This is a genomic window from Stenotrophomonas sp. Steno-C18 (genome assembly GCF_056393195.1).
Genome location: NZ_JBWJOX010000002.1, coordinates 1 through 14824, shown reverse-complemented (window position 1 = coordinate 14824; position 14824 = coordinate 1). Strand labels below are relative to the sequence as shown.

Sequence of the window (14824 nt, the reverse complement as noted above, 5' to 3'; positions counted from 1 at the left end):
TCGAAGCGTGAAAAGGGGGATCAGCGGGCGCCGAGCGCGCGCTTGATCTTCTGGTCGGTGTGGTACTGGCTGACCGCGTATGCAGCCCAGATGGCGCCGGGCAGCCAGCCGATCAAGGTGATCTGCAGGATCAGACAGACAATGCCGGAAATGGGACGACCGATGGTGAAGAAGGCCAGCCAGGGCAGGAGGATGGCGATGAGCAGGCGCATGGTCGTTCCTTACATGTCGTGTTTGTTGAGCGCGTAGCCGGCGGCCTTGTACTGGCGCCAGCGCTCGCGCAGCGGTTCGCGGGCTTCCGGGTCGGCCGGCACCACTTCCAGCACGCGCTCGCAGGCGCCCAGCCAGGGTTCGTCGCGCAGGTTGATCACCAGCGGGCGTTCCGGCGCATCGGCACCGGGCACGGCGATCAGCACGATGGCTTCCTCCTCGTCCACGTCCTCGCCCACGATCTGGTGCGGGATGTAGGCATCCGGGTCGAACGACCACAGCAGCTCGTCCAGTTCCTCGGCCTGGGCGGCATCGCGCGCCAGTACGAGCGTGTACAGCCCGCCGTCGTTGGCCTTGCGGGCCAGCTCGCACACCAGCTTCAGCGGTTCGGTGAGGAAACGCGGCTTGGCGATCAGGTAGAAGTCGGCGCGGATGGTCAAGGCGGGGAACCGGGAAAGGGGAACGGGGAAGGACGGTGCGGAAGGCGGCGTGGGGAACCGGCGCGGAGCATTCGCATGCCCGGTTGCCGGCTCCCCGTTACCTGCCTCAGGCCACCCGGTCCAGCAGCCACTGGGTCAGCAGGCCCACCGGACGGCCGGTGGCCATGCCGCGCTTGCCTTCGTCGCTGGCCACGCCGGCGATGTCCAGGTGCGCCCAGCGCTGGCCTTCGGTGAAGCGCGACAGGAAGCAGCCAGCGGTGATGGCGCCGGCCCAGCGGCCGCCGATGTTGTAGACGTCGGCGAAGGTCGAATCCAGCATGCCCTGGTACTCGTCCCACAGCGGCAGGCGCCAGGCGCGGTCGAACACGTGCTCGCCGGCGGCGACCAGCTCATTGGCCAGGTCGTCGTGCTTGCTCATCAGGCCGGCGGTCTGGTGGCCCAGGGCGACCATGCAGGCACCGGTGAGGGTGGCCACGTCGACCAGCGCGGCCGGTTCGAAGCGCTGCGCGTAGGTCAGTGCGTCGCACAGGATCAGGCGGCCTTCGGCGTCGGTGTTGCCCACTTCGATGGTCTTGCCGGACATCGAGGTGATCACGTCGGACGGGCGGTAGGCATTGCCGTCGATGGCGTTTTCCACGGCCGGCACGACCACCACCAGGTTCAGCGGCAGCCTGGCCTTGACCGTGGCCACGAAGGTGCCGATGACGTTGGCGCCGCCGCACATGTCGTACTTCATCTCCTCGATGCCGCCCTGGGTCTTCAGGTTGACGCCGCCGGTATCGAAGGTGATGCCCTTGCCGACCAGCACGTAGGGCTTGGCGTCACCGCCGTTGTTCCACTTCAGCACCACCAGCCTGGGGCGGTTGGCCGAGCCGCGGGCCACGGCCAGCAGCGAGCCCATGCCCAGCGCTTCCATCTGCTGCTCGTCCAGGATCTCGGCTTCGGCGCCGTCGTGCTCGGCGGCGAAGGCGACCGAGGATTCGGCCAGGTAGGCCGGGGTGCACAGGTTCGGCGGCAGGTTGCCCAGTTCACGGGCGTACTCCACGCCGGCGGCGATGGCCTGGCCCTGCAGCAGCGCGGTGTCGTCCTGGCCGAGGATGGCCAGCGTCTCCAGGCCCGGGGCGTCCGGCTTCTTCTTGCCCAGGGTGGCGGTGTAGCGGTAGTTGGCGTGGTTGGCGGCGATCACGGCCTGGCGGATGTTCCAGGCGGCATCACGACCGCTTACGGCCAGTTCGGACAGGGTGAACAGGGCGCTGCGGGTGACGCCGCTCTTCAGGGCGCGGCCGGCGTCGCCGACCGCCTTGATGTACTGGGGCACACCGAACTTGGCCGGTTCGCCCAGCCCGACCACCAGCACGCGCGGCGCGGTGACGCCGGGCAGGTCGTGCAGCACGGTGGTATTGCCGGTCTTGCCGCCGACATCGCCACGCTCGACCAGGGTCGTGAGACGGCCGCCGCTGGCGGCGTCCAGGGCCTGGGCGGCCGGGCTCAGCGACTTGTCGGCGAAGGCGCCGACGATGATGCAATCGAAGCCGGCGGAGGCCGGGGCGGCGTGGTTCAGGGTGAATTCCAGAGACATTGATCAGATTCCGTTGCCAAATCCGTACAATCGCAGGCTGTTTACGTACGGTCCCATGGACCGGCGTGCCGCGGACGAAACCGAGAGTTTAAACCACCGACCCTATGGCGAAGCTTGACCGCTACCTGCTGAGCGACTTCCTCCAGAGCTTTCTGGCCACTTTGATCGTCCTGCTGGTGGTGAGTGTCGGCGGCGTGCTGGTCGACATCCTCGGCCGCATCGCCGACGGGCGCATGCCCGCCGGGCTGCTGCTGTCCCAGCTGGGCCTGCAGTTCGTGGTCTACCTGCCGATCATCGTGCCGCTGGCGCTGATGCTGGGCCTGGCGCTGGCCATCGCCCGGCTCTACCGCGACTCGGAAATGGCGGTGCTGACCGGCGTGGGCGTCGGCCCGCGGCGCCTGCTCAAGCCGATCCTGCTGCTGGTGGCGCCGGTCGTGGGGCTGGTGGCGCTGTGCTCGGTGTGGCTGGGCCCCTGGGCCGACCGCACCTCCGAGCAGATGATCGAGGAGGCCAGCCGCAGCGTCGTGGTGGCCGGGCTGGAGCCGGGCAAGTTCACCCAGGTGTCCGGCGGCGGCATCGTCTACCTGTCCTCGCTCAACGAGGACGGCACCCGGATGGGCAAGGTCTTCATGCAGCGCACCCGCGATGGCCGGATCGACGTGGTGTCGGCCAAGCAGGGCTCGATGTTCTTCGAGGGCGAGCGCCAGCGGTTCCTGCGTCTGGAGGACGGCTACCGGGTCGAGGGCCCGGAGAACGGGGCACTGGATTACCGCCTGATGCGCTACGCCAGCAACGAGATCGCCTTGCCCGACCGCGACGAGACGCGCGACAAGGACGACCCGGAAATGATGACCACCGGGCAACTGCTCGCGGACCCGCGGCCGGAGGCCAAGGCTCAGCTGCACTGGCGCATCACCCCGCCGCTGCTGGCGCTGGCCTTCGCCCTGCTGACCCTGCCACTGGCGCGCAGCGCGCCGCGTCAGCAGCGCTATGGCCGGATCATGATGGCGTTCCTGGCCTACATGGTGGGCGTGCAGCTGAGCATCCTCGGCCGGCAGTGGCTGGCCAAGGGCGACATCCCGGCCGGGCTGGGCATGTGGTGGCTGACCGTGCCGCTGCTGGCGCTGGCGCTCTGGCTGTATTTCCGTGATGGCCGGCTGGGTCGCCCGCGCGCAGGAGCAACGGCATGAGGCTGACCCCGCGCATCCATGACATCTACGTCGGCCGCAACGTGCTGGCGACCGTGCTGCTGGTCTGGTTGGTGCTGCTGGGGCTGGACGCCATCCTGGCGCTGTCCGGCGAGGCCAAGAACATCGGCGTGGGCAACTATACCTTCGGCCATTCGCTGGCCTGGACCGCCTACACCCTCCCGCGCCGTGCCTACACGCTGTTCCCGATGGCCGCGGTGATCGGTGCGCTGATGGGCCTGGGCCAGCTGGCGGCGACTTCCGAGCTGACCGCGCTGCGCGCGGTGGGCGTGTCGCGGCGGCGGATCGCCGGGTCGGTGGCGATCGCCTTGTCGCTGCTGACCGTGCTGATGGTGGTCAACGGCGAGACGCTGGCACCGTGGTCGCAAAACCGTGCCGACGCGCTCAAGACCAGCGCCAAGTACAACACCGACATGACCATGGCCCGTTATTCCGGGTTGTGGGCACGCGAGGGTGACACCTTCCTCAACGCGAAGAACGGCGAGGAGCTGCTCGACGAGGCGGGGCGCAGCCGCCTGGTGCTGAACGAGGTCCGGTTGTACACCCTCGACGCCGACGGCCGGCTGGCAACGCTGACCTATGCGGTGACTGCCACCCACAGCCCTGAAGGCTGGGTACTGGGCAAGGTCCGCCGCGACGTGTTCGGCGAACGCTCGGTGACCCGCGAAACCGCCGAGAGCGAAGTCTGGAAGTCGAACCTGGACGCCGCCGCGCTGGCGTCGGGCCTGGCGCGTCCGCGCAACCTCAGCGCGGGCGAGCTCAAGACCAGCATCGACTACCGCAAGCGCAACGGGCTGGACGCGCGGGACTACGAGGACACGTACTGGAGCCGCTGGTTCTACCCGTTGAACGTGCTGGCGCTGTGCCTGGCCGCGGTGCCGTTCGCGTTCGGTTCGCTGCGCAGCGGCGGCATGGGCAAGCGCCTGTTCCTGGGCATGCTGTTCGCGCTGGGCTTCCTGCTGCTGCAGATGTTCTTCGGCCGCATGGCCGGCGCGTTGAAGATCGACTACCGCATCGCCTATGCGCTGCCGCCGATCATGATGCTGGCCATCTCCGGCTGGCTGTCACGACGACGGGTCGGCTAGGCGCGGCCTTGGCCGGCAAGCCTGTACCCGTGACGCGGCCATTGATCCAAGGCCGGGATGGCGTCCCAACCTGCGTGAGCGTGCTCGCCTGCCGGTAGGCGGGGAGTTCGCGCAGCGGCTCCCGGCACGCATCCGCGTCGGGCGATCACGGCTTCGGCAGCTTCACCAGGCGCGTGCCGCTGGCACGGTCATGCCAGGTCAGGCGCTGGCGATCCACCAGCGCCCACCAGAACCCGAGGCCGCCACACAGCAGCGACAACGTGCCGACCGCGTAACGCACCCACAGCGCGCCGGTGCCGATCGGGCCGCCATCGATCGCGCGCAGGTGCAGGTGCCACGGGCGCATGCCCAGGGTCTGCCCGCCGCGTTTCCAGCTGGTGGTGGCGTAGATGCCAGCCACGATCCAGCAGCACAGCCACAGCAGCCATTGCAGGCCGCTGAAGGGATGGATGTTCTCGCGTGCGGCATGACCGGCCAGGGTGTAGCCGGCGGTGAACACCGCCGAGACCAGCATCCACAACGCCAATGTCGGCCAGAAGTCGTAGAACAGCGCCGCCAGCCGACGTGGCAGCAGGGCGGAAGGGCGGGCGGGAGGAGCGTCGGCGGCGATCGTCATGTGCCGAGCATACGGGCTGGGACGGCGACGATGCATGGGCAGCGGCACGGCCAGCCCCTATGCTTGCGCCGATGTCCGCCGCATTGACGCCCGCCGAACGCCGCCAGATGGTGCAGCAGCTGCCGCCGCTGCGCGATGCCGATGCCCGCCTGATCCAGCGTTTCCTGGATGCGATCTGGGCCGAGCAGGGCCTGGCCCGGGCATCGCTGGACAGCTACCGCCGTGATCTGGAAGGGCTGGCGCGGTGGCGTGACGGCGCCGGCGATGGCCTGGCTGGCATCGATCGCGCGGGCCTGTTCGATTACCTGGCCTGGCGTACCCGGCATGGCTGGACGGCCCGCAGCAATGCACGGCTGCTGTCGGCGTTGCGGGCGTTCTTCGGATATGGCCTCAAGCGCGGTGAGCGGCATGACGATCCGTCCGCCCTGCTGGAGCCGCCCAAGCTGCCGCGCTCGCTGCCCAAGGCCTTGGCCGAAAGCCAGATCGATGCGCTGCTGGCCACGCCGGACGTGGAGACCGCCGAAGGCCTGCGCGACCGCGCGATGCTGGAGCTGATGTACGCCGCCGGCCTGCGCGTGAGCGAACTGGTCAACCTGCCGGCCAATGCGGTCAACCTGCGCCAGGGCGTGCTGCGGGTGACCGGCAAGGGCAGCAAGGAACGGCTGGTGCCATTGGGCGAGGAGTCCCAGCACTGGCTGGAGCGCTACCTGGCGCAGGCGCGCCCGCAGTTGACCGGCGGCAAGGCGGTGCAGGCCACGCCGGACGGGCAGGTGCCGTTGTTCGTCGGCAACGAGCGCAAGCCCTTGAGTCGGCAGCAGTTCTGGGCCTTGGTGAAGGCCAGTGCAGCGGTCGCGGGCATCGACCCGGGCAAGATCAGCCCGCACGGCCTGCGCCACAGCTTCGCCACCCACCTGCTCAACCATGGCGCGGACCTGCGCGCGCTGCAGATGCTGCTGGGCCACAGCTCGCTGTCCACCACCCAGATCTACACGCTGGTGGCGCGCGAGCACCTGCAGAAGCTGCACCGCAGGCATCACCCGCGCGGTTGAGGGGTTTTCCACAACCGGTGTGCGGCAGTGGCCGCACAAGCTGTGGATAAATGCCGGTACCCCTTGCCCCGCCAGCGTTTCCGGCGGCTGGTGAATATTTGTCCAGATGCCCCGTGGCAGGTTGCCGGCTGCCCGCACGGCGCGTTGCAGGGGCGTATGCGAGAATCGGCCGGATATTTCTTCCCACGGGTTGCCGATGTACCGAATTGCCATTGCCGCGCTGCTGGGCGCGATCAGCCTTACCGCCTGTGCGCAGCAGGCCTCGCCGACCGTCGCCGCCCCTGCGCCGCAGGTCGCCGAAGGCCCGGTCGAGCAGACCGTGCGCGATGCGCTCAAGCAGCTCGACCCGAACTTCAGCCCCGACTACATCGGCGCCGCGCCGTTCCCGGGTTTCCGCGAGGTGATCGTGTCCGGCCAGGTGCTGTACGTCACCGATGACGGTCGCTACCTGATGCAGTCGCAGCCGTATGACATCCAGAAGAAGGCCATGGCCACCAGCGCCGGGCTGCTGCAGTACCGCCGCGGGTTGCTGGCGACCCTGCCGCACGCGGACCGCATCGTGTTCGCCCCGCCGAATGCCAAGTACACCATCAGCGTGTTCACCGACATCGAGTGTGGTTACTGCCGCAAGCTGCATCAGGACATCGCCGAGCTCAACCGCAACGGCATCGCGGTCGAGTACTTGGCGTTCCCGCGCATGGGCCTGGGCAGCAAGGACTACACCGACATGATCTCGGTCTGGTGCGCCAGCGACCGCAAGGCCGCGCTGACCGCGGCCAAGTCCGGCCAGCCGGTGTCCCCGAAGACCTGCACCAACCCGGTCGCCATGCAGTACAACCTCGGCCAGCAGCTGGGCATCAACGGTACCCCGGCGATCTTCGCCGCCGATGGCAGCCAGCTCGGCGGCTACCTGCCGCCGGCGCAGTTGAAGGCCGCGCTGGAGCGCATCGACGCGGCCGGTGGCGGTCGCTGATCCAGGCACCGATCGTCCGCGTCTGATGCAGGAAGCCCCTCCCGTGGAGGGGCTTCCTGTTTGCGGGCGTGCCGCTTACTTCAGGCCGCGGTCCAGCGCGTTGACCATCGTGCCCTGGGCATCGTCACCGCTGAACTCCCAGAAGAACGCGCCGCCCAGGCCCTGGGCCTTCACGTAGGCCATCTTCTCGATGAGCATCTCCGGCGTGTCGACGCTCCAGAACGTGCTGCCGTCGTACAGCCACGTCGCCTTGGCGGTGCGGTCGGTATGCACCGGCCAGCCCAGGTCCTTGAGCACCTTCCAGTCCTCGATGCCGGCTTCGTATCTGCCAGCCGCCGGGCGTCCAGGCTGGTACAGGCCGTTGTTGGTCGGCACCACGTTGGTCCAGCCGCGGCCGTAGAAGCCCACGCCCAGGTTCAACTTGTGGGCCGGCACGCCGCGGGCAAGGTAGGCCTCGATCGCGTCATTGCTGTTGTACAGGCGCTCGTCCCCGCTGGACGGGTCGGCCGGCGAATCGAACAGGGCCGAATGGTGGTTGGTACGTGGTGCCCAGGCACCGTGGAAGTCGTAGGTCATCACGTTGATGAAATCCAGGTAGCGGTGGTACTCCCCCGGGTCGGTCACGCGGATCTTGTCGATGCCGGCACCCACGGCCACGGTCAGCAGCAGGCCGGGGCGTACTGCATCGAGCTGGCGACGGAACTCGGCCAGCAGTGCGGTGAAATTCTGCCGGTCGGCCGGGCTGCCGCAGCCCAGGCCGCAGGCGGCCGGGTACTCCCAGTCCAGGTCGATGCCGTCGAAGATGCCCGCGGCCACGCCCGGCCCGCCCGCGTTGTCGGTGAACGGCAGGTTGCCCTTGATGTAGGCATCGATGCACGAGGCCACGAAGGCGGCGCGGTTCCGTGGTTGCGCGGCGCTGGAGAAGCCGCGTGACCAGGTCCAGCCACCGAGCGAGATCAGCACCTTCAGGTGCGGATGCCTGGCCTTGAGCTGGCGCAGCTGGTTCCAGTTGCCGCGCAGCGGCTGGTTCCAGGTATCGCCACGGCCGCTGACGCTTTCGGCCGCGCCGAAGGAACGGGTGTAGTCGGCATAGGCATCGCCGCCGCTGCCGGTGCCCGGGTTCGCGGCCTGGGTGATGCCGACCTCGCAGCGGTTGTTGCGCACGTTGCCGAAGGCGTAGTTGAGGTGGGTCAACCTGGCCGCCGAGCCGCTGCTGTCGATCTGCTTGACCTTGTAGTTGCGGCCGTAGATGCCCCACTGGGTGAAGTAGCCGATGAGCCGCCTGGCGCCCGGGTCGTCGCCGTCGGTGTCGGCAGACGGGGTGCGCACGTCCACCGGTGCGCTGCGGGCCGAAGCATTGCCGGCCACGTCGCGGGCCCGCACGGCGTAGCGGTAGGCGGTGTCAGGTGCCAGGCCGCTGTCCAGGTAGGAGGGGGTGGTGGGCGAGGCGACCAGGTGGTCATCGCGGTACAGGTCGTAGCCGGCCAGCCCGCCACCACCGGGATTGTCGCTGGACGGATTCCAGCGCAGCTGGACGCGGTTCGGGTCCAACGCCTGGGCCGACACTGCGGCGGGGACGGTGGGTGCGGTGGTATCCGTGTCCTCGTGGGGAGCGGATGTGACGATGAGGGTGACCGTGGCCGAGCGCGTGCTCGCATTGCGGTCGTCGGTGGCCAGGGCGCTGAGCACATGGGTGCCGGCTGGAACCGCTTGCCAATGCAGGGTGTACGGGGCCTGGAGGTCCACGCCCAGCGACCTGCCGTCATGGAAGAACTCGACCTTGCGGATACTGCCATCGCGATCGGAGGCATCGGCGCGGAGCGTGACCGTGCTGCCGGCGGCAAAGCGGCTGCCGGCCGAAGGGGCGGTCAGCCGGACCTGCGGCGCCTGGTTGGCCGGCGGCGGGGAAGGCGGTGGCGGATTACCGGCGCCGCCCTCGCAACGGCCAAGGGAGCGGTAGTAGCGCCGGCCGGCGGGATGGTCCGGCGCGGCGTTCCAGATCCGTTGCTGGACCTGGTAGAGGACCCCGTCCTTCTGCAGGGTCTGCCCGGGCGAGTAGATCGTGGTGGCGATCCAGGGCTTCACGCCGGTGCAATCGGCGGCCTGGGCCGCTGGCAGCGCGGCCAGGCCCATTACCGTGGCCAGGAGGAGGCCGGTGCGGGTGCGACCGCGCCGGTGGGGCGGGCGGTGGTTGGGATGATCCGTCATGGTCAATCTCCTTTGGGGGCGGCCGGCGCGGGGCATGCCTTCGGCATGGCAGGCGCATCAAGCGCCTGGCCGGGGCCGGGTTGGGGGAGTTCCGTTGGCGAGCGGGAAGGCGGGCGGACGGGCCGGGGCAGCGCCACCGGCTGAATGAGCATAGCGAGGGGGGAACCGTAACCCCGCTTTCCCTCCACACCGGGCGATTGCCGCTGGCGCCCGGCCAGCGCCTGCCCGCGCTGAACCGGAAATCAGGGGAGCGGCGGCGGACTCCGGTACAATGCCGGGCCCGATTCCTAACCATGGTTTCCCGGACATGATCGTCCTCGAGGGCGCAGCTGCCCTTTCGCCGTTCCGTCGCGAACGTCTTGAATCCCGCCTGCAGTCCATCGCCGCCGACCTGCGTATCACCGGTGCCTGGCATGTCTATTTCACCCAAGCTGCCGATGCCGGCGCGGTCGACCTGACCACGCTGGGCCGCATCGTGCAGGGCCAGCCGCAGGCGGCCGAACGCGCCGACGGCGCGGTGTCGCGCTACGTGGTGCCCCGCCTGGGCACGCTGTCGCCGTGGTCGAGCAAGGCCACCGAGCTGGTGCGCGGCGCCGGCCTGGCGATCCAGCGCGTGGAGCGCGGTACCCGCATTGACCTGAGCGGCTGGCCGGCCGACCCGGCCCAGCAGGCCGCCGTGGCCAAGCTGCTGCACGACCCGATGACGCAGTCGCTGCTGACCGACATCGGGCAGGCACAGGCATTGTTCACCAGCCTGGCGCGTGGCCAGCTGGAGCGCATCGCCCTGGCCGACCTGGAAAGCGCCAACAAGCGACTGGGCCTGGCCCTGGCCGAGGACGAGATCGAGTACCTGCGCCAGCGCTACACCGAGCTGGGCCGCGATCCGTCCGACGTCGAGCTGATGATGTTCGCGCAGGCCAACTCCGAGCACTGCCGCCACAAGATCTTCAACGCCAGCTGGACCATCGACGGACAGGCGCAGGACCGCTCGCTGTTCAAGATGATCAAGAACACCCACCAGCAGACCCCGCAGCATACGCTCAGCGCGTACAGCGACAACGCTGCGGTGATCGAGGGTGAACCGGCTGCGCGTTACCGCCCGGACCCGGCCAGCGGCAAGTACCGCAGCGAAGCGGTGGTGCCCAGCGCCTTCCAGATCAAGGTGGAAACCCACAACCATCCGACCGCGATCGCGCCGTTCCCGGGTGCCTCGACCGGTGCCGGTGGCGAAATCCGCGACGAAGGCGCGACCGGCCGCGGCGGCAAGCCCAAGGCGGGCCTGACCGGTTTCTCGGTCTCGCACCTGCGTATCCCGACCCTGCCGCAGCCGTGGGAAGCGCCGCGCGCGCTGAACCCGCGCATGGCGCCGGCGCTGGACATCATGCTCGACGGCCCGCTCGGCGGCGCCGCGTTCAACAACGAGTTCGGCCGCCCGAACCTGCTGGGTTACTTCCGCAGCTTCGAACTGCCGGAAGGCGAGATCACCCGCGCCTATGACAAGCCGATCATGCTGGCCGGTGGCCTGGGCGCGATCGACCGCGTGCAGGTGGACAAGCTGCGCCTGCAGGACGGTGACATCGTCATCGTGCTCGGCGGCCCGGCGATGCTGATCGGCCTGGGCGGCGGTGCCGCCTCGTCGGTGGCCTCCGGCGAGAGCGCCGAGGACCTGGATTTCGCCAGCGTGCAGCGCGACAACCCGGAAATGGAGCGCCGCTGCCAGGAAGTGATCGACCGTTGCGTGGCCATGGGCACCGACAACCCGATCAAGTTCTTCCATGACGTCGGTGCCGGTGGCCTGTCCAACGCCATCCCGGAACTGCTGCACGACTCCGGCGTGGGTGGCGTGATCGATATGGGCAAGGTGCCCACCGACGATCCGTCGCTGTCGCCGCTGGAACTGTGGTGCAACGAATCGCAGGAACGCTACGTGCTGGGCATCCCGGCCGAGCGCCTGGCCGAGTTCACCGACATCTGCGCACGCGAGCGTTGCCCGTTCGCCGCGGTCGGCATCGCCACCGCCGAGGAACGCCTGGTTGTCGCTTACGGCGCTACGCCGGGCAACATCCCGGCCGATGCACCGATCGATCTGCCGATGGACGTGCTGTTCGGCAAGGCGCCGAAGATGCATCGCGACACCACGCATCCGGCTGCACCGCGTTGGCCGCAGCTCAAGACCGCCGGCATCGACCTGCATGACGCCGGCCTGCGCGTGTTGGCGCATCCGACCGTTGCTTCCAAGAGCTTCCTGGTCACCATCGGTGACCGCAGCGTCGGCGGCCTGACCGCGCGCGAGCAGATGATCGGCCCGTGGCAGCTGCCGATGGCCGATGTCGCCATTACCCTGGCCGGTTTCGACACCTACGCCGGTGAAGCGATGTCGCTGGGCGAGCGTACCCCGCTGGCCCTGCTCAACGCCGCCGCCTCGGCGCGCATGGCGGTGGGTGAAGCCATCACCAACCTGTGCGCCGCGCCGGTGACCTCGCTGGACACGGTCAAGCTGTCGGCCAACTGGATGGCCGCCTGCGGCCACGACGGCGAAGACGCGCTGCTGTACGACGCGGTCAAGGCGGTGGGCATGGAGCTGTGCCCGCAGCTGGACATCAGCATCCCGGTGGGCAAGGACTCGCTGTCGATGCAGGCGCAGTGGCAGGCTGACGGCAAGGCCGAGAAGTCGGTGTCGCCGGTGTCTCTGGTGATCTCGGCGTTCGCGCCGGTGGTCGATGCGCGCCAGCAGCTGACCCCGCTGCTCGACCGTGAAACCGAAAGCGAGTTGTGGCTGATTGGCCTGGGTGCTGGCAAGCAGCGCCTGGGGGGCTCGATCCTGGCCCAGACTCAGGCCGACCACAGCGCCTTGCCGGCGTTTGCCGGTGAAGTGCCGGACCTGGACGATCCCGAGCGCCTGCGTGGGTTCTTCGAACTGATCCGCGATGCACGTGAAGCCGGCCTGCTGCTGGCCTATCACGACCGCAGCGACGGTGGTGCGTTCGCCGCGCTGTGCGAGATGTCCTTCGCCTCGCGTCAGGGCCTGGACATTGTGCTCGATGCCTGGGGCGATGACCCGTTCCGCAGCCTGTTCAATGAAGAACTCGGCGCCGTGGTGCAGATCGCCAGGGAAGACCGCGCCGCGTTCGCCGACCTGGTCGAACGCCATGCGCTGACAGAGTGCGCGCAGCGCATCGCCCGCCCGACCACCGCGCCGGTGGTGCGGGTGCAACTGGGCGGCGAAAGCCTGGCCGAGTGGCGCTGGGAAGACCTGTTCGACGCCTGGTGGTCGGTGACCCACGCCATGCAGAAGCTGCGTGACAACCCGGAAGCGGCCGACCAGGAACGCGCGCTGGCCCGCAACTTCAACGCCCCGGGCCTGAAGCCGAAGCTGAGCTTCGACCCGGCCGAGGACGTGGCGGCACCGTTCATCGCCACCGGTGCGCGGCCGAAGATCGCGATCCTGCGCGAGCAGGGCGTCAACGGCCAGATCGAGATGGCCAACATCTTCGAGCGCGTGGGTTTTGATGCCTACGACGTGCACATGAGCGACCTGATCGCCGGCCGCGTGCAGCTGTCCGATTTCCGCGGCCTGGCCGCGTGCGGCGGCTTCAGCTACGGCGACGTGCTCGGTGCCGGCCGTGGCTGGGCGACTTCGATCCTGGAGCGACCGGCGCTGCGTGAGGCCTTCGCCGCCTTCTTCGCCCGCCCGGATACCTTCGCGCTGGGCGTGTGCAACGGCTGCCAGATGATCAGCCAGCTCAAGGCCATCATCCCCGGTGCCGAGCACTGGCCGACCTTCCTGCGCAACCGCAGCGAGCAGTTCGAGGCACGCACCGCCCTGCTGGAAGTGCAGGAGTCGCCGTCGATCCTGCTGCGTGGCATGGCCGGTTCGCGCCTGCCGGTGGCCGTGGCCCACGGCGAAGGCCGCGCCGAGTTCGACAGTGCGGTGGACCAGGCCGCCGCCAGCATCGCGTTGCGTTACGTCGATGGTGATGGCCGCGTGGCCGAGCAGTACCCGCTGAACCCGAACGGTTCGCCGGACGGCATCACCGGCCTGACCACCAGCGATGGCCGCGTCACCATCCTGATGCCGCACCCGGAGCGCACCCCGCGCACCGTCAACCTGAGCTGGGCGCCGGCGCGTTGGGGCGAGGATTCGCCGTGGCTGCGGATGTTCCGCAATGCCCGCGTATGGTGTGGCTGAGTAACGCTGGGAAATGGCCCCGACCCTGTCGGGGCCGTCCGGGAAAGCCCGTGGCCGCTGCCGCGGGCTTTTTTGTTGGGGTGGACAGGCCGGTGGCGGGCAGGTCCCGGATGCGGGGTTCAGGTGGCCGGGTATCCGGTGGCGGTGGCAGGCTGCCCGGGACGGTTTGGCGCGCGTCCGGCGCTGCGGTCATTCCTGCAGCGCAAAAAAAGTCGTCCTGAACACGCGTCGCCATCGGGATCGGGTCCCCCGCCCGAAGATTGGCTGGAAACGCCCGTGGGACAAGGCCCGGGGCTGCCCGTCGGCCGGGCCCGTCATGCCTGCAGAGCGTGCGGCGATGGCTTGGGGACAACACACGCATCCGTTTGTTTCATAAGAAATTTCCCAAAAATCATCTCCTTTGGGAGGGAGATTTGTGCGGCGCATCTCAAAAGTCGTTATGCAGCCGGAAACTTGACGCTAGATAAATCGTCGATTAACACTCGAACCATCCTGTAGCGCCTCGACACGTACGGAACCGTGGTTACACATCCGTACGGGCGAGAGCCGCCACGGCAGGCGTGAGCCTCGCGTGCCCGGTTGTCCGGGAGACAGGATCCACAACACCTCAGGGGGATCGTTGGACGCGTTCAGTCCAGCGATGGCCGTTTCTGCAAGCGGAATAAACCACCCCACTTGAGGAGCTGTGACGATGAATCGGATTTATCGCAAGGTGTGGAACAAGGCATTGGGGCAGCTGGTCGTGGCATCGGAGTTGGCCACTTCCAACGCGTCGGGCGTCGTCGTCGATGAGCGACGCGCCGGCAGCCATCGGCTGCAGGCCTTGTCCCTGGCCATCGCCCTGGGACTGGGCGCAGGAACGGTTACCGCCGTACAGGCGCAATCGGTCGAAGTGGGCGGCAGCGGGCAGTGCATGGTGCTGGGCAGCGCGACCCTGGTGGATTGCGCGACGTCCGGTGACGCGCAGGCCACGGGCAGCAACGCGGTGGCCATTGGCGCCGGCACGGTCGCCTCGGCCGACGGCAGCGTGGCACTGGGTGCCGGCTCGGTCGCCGACCGCGCCAACAGCGTTTCGGTGGGCACGTCGGGCAGCGAGCGGCAGGTCACCCACGTGGCCGCCGGCACCGAGGCCACCGATGCGGTGAACAAGGCGCAGTTGGATGCCGTGGCGGCCGCCGGCGAGAACGTGCAGCGCTACTTCAAGGCCAACGGTGCCGGCGACGGCAGCGACGACGCGGTGGCCAGCGGCGACGGTGCCACGGCGGCA

General features: G+C 68.8%; 11 protein-coding genes and 1 pseudogene. 6 read left to right on the top strand and 6 right to left on the bottom strand.

Annotated features, from left to right (window positions below; genetic code table 11):
- Positions 1-20 precede the first annotated feature (20 nt).
- The 3 genes from AC06FE_RS04625 to AC06FE_RS04615 form a co-directional block, all read right to left on the bottom strand.
- Positions 21-212 carry a YqaE/Pmp3 family membrane protein gene (locus AC06FE_RS04625; protein ID WP_132865057.1) on the bottom strand — a complete coding sequence of 64 codons (192 nt, stop codon included), beginning with the start codon at positions 210-212 and terminating at the stop codon, positions 21-23.
- Between the two features lie 9 nt (positions 213-221).
- Positions 222-644 carry a DNA polymerase III subunit chi gene (locus tag AC06FE_RS04620; RefSeq protein WP_313253697.1) on the bottom strand — a complete coding sequence of 141 codons (423 nt, stop codon included), beginning with the start codon at positions 642-644 and terminating at the stop codon, positions 222-224.
- A gap of 112 nt (positions 645-756) precedes the next feature.
- A complete protein-coding gene (locus AC06FE_RS04615; protein WP_478072372.1) occupies positions 757-2229 on the bottom strand; it encodes a leucyl aminopeptidase in 1473 nt (490 codons plus the stop codon).
- Between the two features lie 104 nt (positions 2230-2333).
- Here AC06FE_RS04615 and lptF point away from each other — a divergent pair, with 104 nt between their 5' ends.
- Entirely contained in the window at positions 2334-3419 is a 1086-nt protein-coding gene (gene lptF, locus AC06FE_RS04610) for an LPS export ABC transporter permease LptF (protein WP_478072371.1), read from the top strand.
- Entirely contained in the window at positions 3416-4522 is a 1107-nt protein-coding gene (lptG, locus tag AC06FE_RS04605; protein WP_192286731.1) for an LPS export ABC transporter permease LptG, read from the top strand. Before lptF ends, lptG begins: the two co-directional genes overlap by 4 nt.
- Before the next feature lie 145 nt (positions 4523-4667).
- Here lptG and AC06FE_RS04600 read toward each other — a convergent pair whose 3' ends face one another.
- Entirely contained in the window at positions 4668-5138 is a 471-nt protein-coding gene (locus tag AC06FE_RS04600) for an RDD family protein (protein ID WP_478072370.1), read from the bottom strand.
- Between the two features lie 71 nt (positions 5139-5209).
- Between AC06FE_RS04600 and xerD the strand changes: the two genes are divergently transcribed.
- Together xerD and AC06FE_RS04590 are read left to right on the top strand one after the other, a co-directional pair.
- Positions 5210-6187 carry a site-specific tyrosine recombinase XerD gene (gene xerD, locus AC06FE_RS04595; protein WP_132865052.1) on the top strand — a complete coding sequence of 326 codons (978 nt, stop codon included), beginning with the start codon at positions 5210-5212 and terminating at the stop codon, positions 6185-6187.
- A 196-nt stretch (positions 6188-6383) separates the two neighbouring features.
- The gene (locus tag AC06FE_RS04590) at positions 6384-7160 is read left to right on the top strand and encodes a DsbC family protein (RefSeq protein WP_192286729.1); all 777 of its coding nucleotides are present in this window, start codon (positions 6384-6386) and stop codon (positions 7158-7160) included.
- Positions 7161-7235: 75 nt separating this feature from the next.
- Here AC06FE_RS04590 and AC06FE_RS04585 read toward each other — a convergent pair whose 3' ends face one another.
- Both AC06FE_RS04585 and AC06FE_RS04580 read right to left on the bottom strand, forming a co-directional pair.
- Positions 7236-8495, bottom strand: a complete 1260-nt coding sequence (locus tag AC06FE_RS04585) for a glycoside hydrolase family 18 protein (RefSeq protein ID WP_478072661.1) — start codon at positions 8493-8495, stop codon at positions 7236-7238.
- Positions 8496-8498: 3 nt separating this feature from the next.
- Positions 8499-9293 (bottom strand): annotated as a pseudogene (locus AC06FE_RS04580) (Ig-like domain-containing protein); the annotation flags it as partial.
- A gap of 382 nt (positions 9294-9675) precedes the next feature.
- On the opposite strand from AC06FE_RS04580, the gene purL reads away from it, so the two are divergent.
- Positions 9676-13557 carry a phosphoribosylformylglycinamidine synthase gene (gene purL, locus AC06FE_RS04575; protein WP_478072369.1) on the top strand — a complete coding sequence of 1294 codons (3882 nt, stop codon included), beginning with the start codon at positions 9676-9678 and terminating at the stop codon, positions 13555-13557.
- Positions 13558-14248: 691 nt separating this feature from the next.
- Positions 14249-14824, top strand: a 576-nt coding sequence (locus AC06FE_RS04570; RefSeq protein WP_478072368.1) for an ESPR-type extended signal peptide-containing protein, incomplete at its 3' end; no start/stop codon positions are given.

What these genes read in the sequence shown, in the direction of transcription:
- AC06FE_RS04600 (WP_478072370.1), bottom strand. Translation starts at nt 5,138, where the DNA reads ATGACGATCGCCGCCGACGCTCCTCCCGCCCGCCCTTCCGCCCTGCTG.
- purL (WP_478072369.1), top strand. Translation starts at nt 9,676, where the DNA reads ATGATCGTCCTCGAGGGCGCAGCTGCCCTTTCGCCGTTCCGTCGCGAA.
- AC06FE_RS04590 (WP_192286729.1), top strand. Translation starts at nt 6,384, where the DNA reads ATGTACCGAATTGCCATTGCCGCGCTGCTGGGCGCGATCAGCCTTACC.
- AC06FE_RS04615 (WP_478072372.1), bottom strand. Translation starts at nt 2,229, where the DNA reads ATGTCTCTGGAATTCACCCTGAACCACGCCGCCCCGGCCTCCGCCGGC.
- lptG (WP_192286731.1), top strand. Translation starts at nt 3,416, where the DNA reads ATGAGGCTGACCCCGCGCATCCATGACATCTACGTCGGCCGCAACGTG.
- lptF (WP_478072371.1), top strand. Translation starts at nt 2,334, where the DNA reads ATGGCGAAGCTTGACCGCTACCTGCTGAGCGACTTCCTCCAGAGCTTT.
- xerD (WP_132865052.1), top strand. Translation starts at nt 5,210, where the DNA reads ATGTCCGCCGCATTGACGCCCGCCGAACGCCGCCAGATGGTGCAGCAG.
- AC06FE_RS04625 (WP_132865057.1), bottom strand. Translation starts at nt 212, where the DNA reads ATGCGCCTGCTCATCGCCATCCTCCTGCCCTGGCTGGCCTTCTTCACC.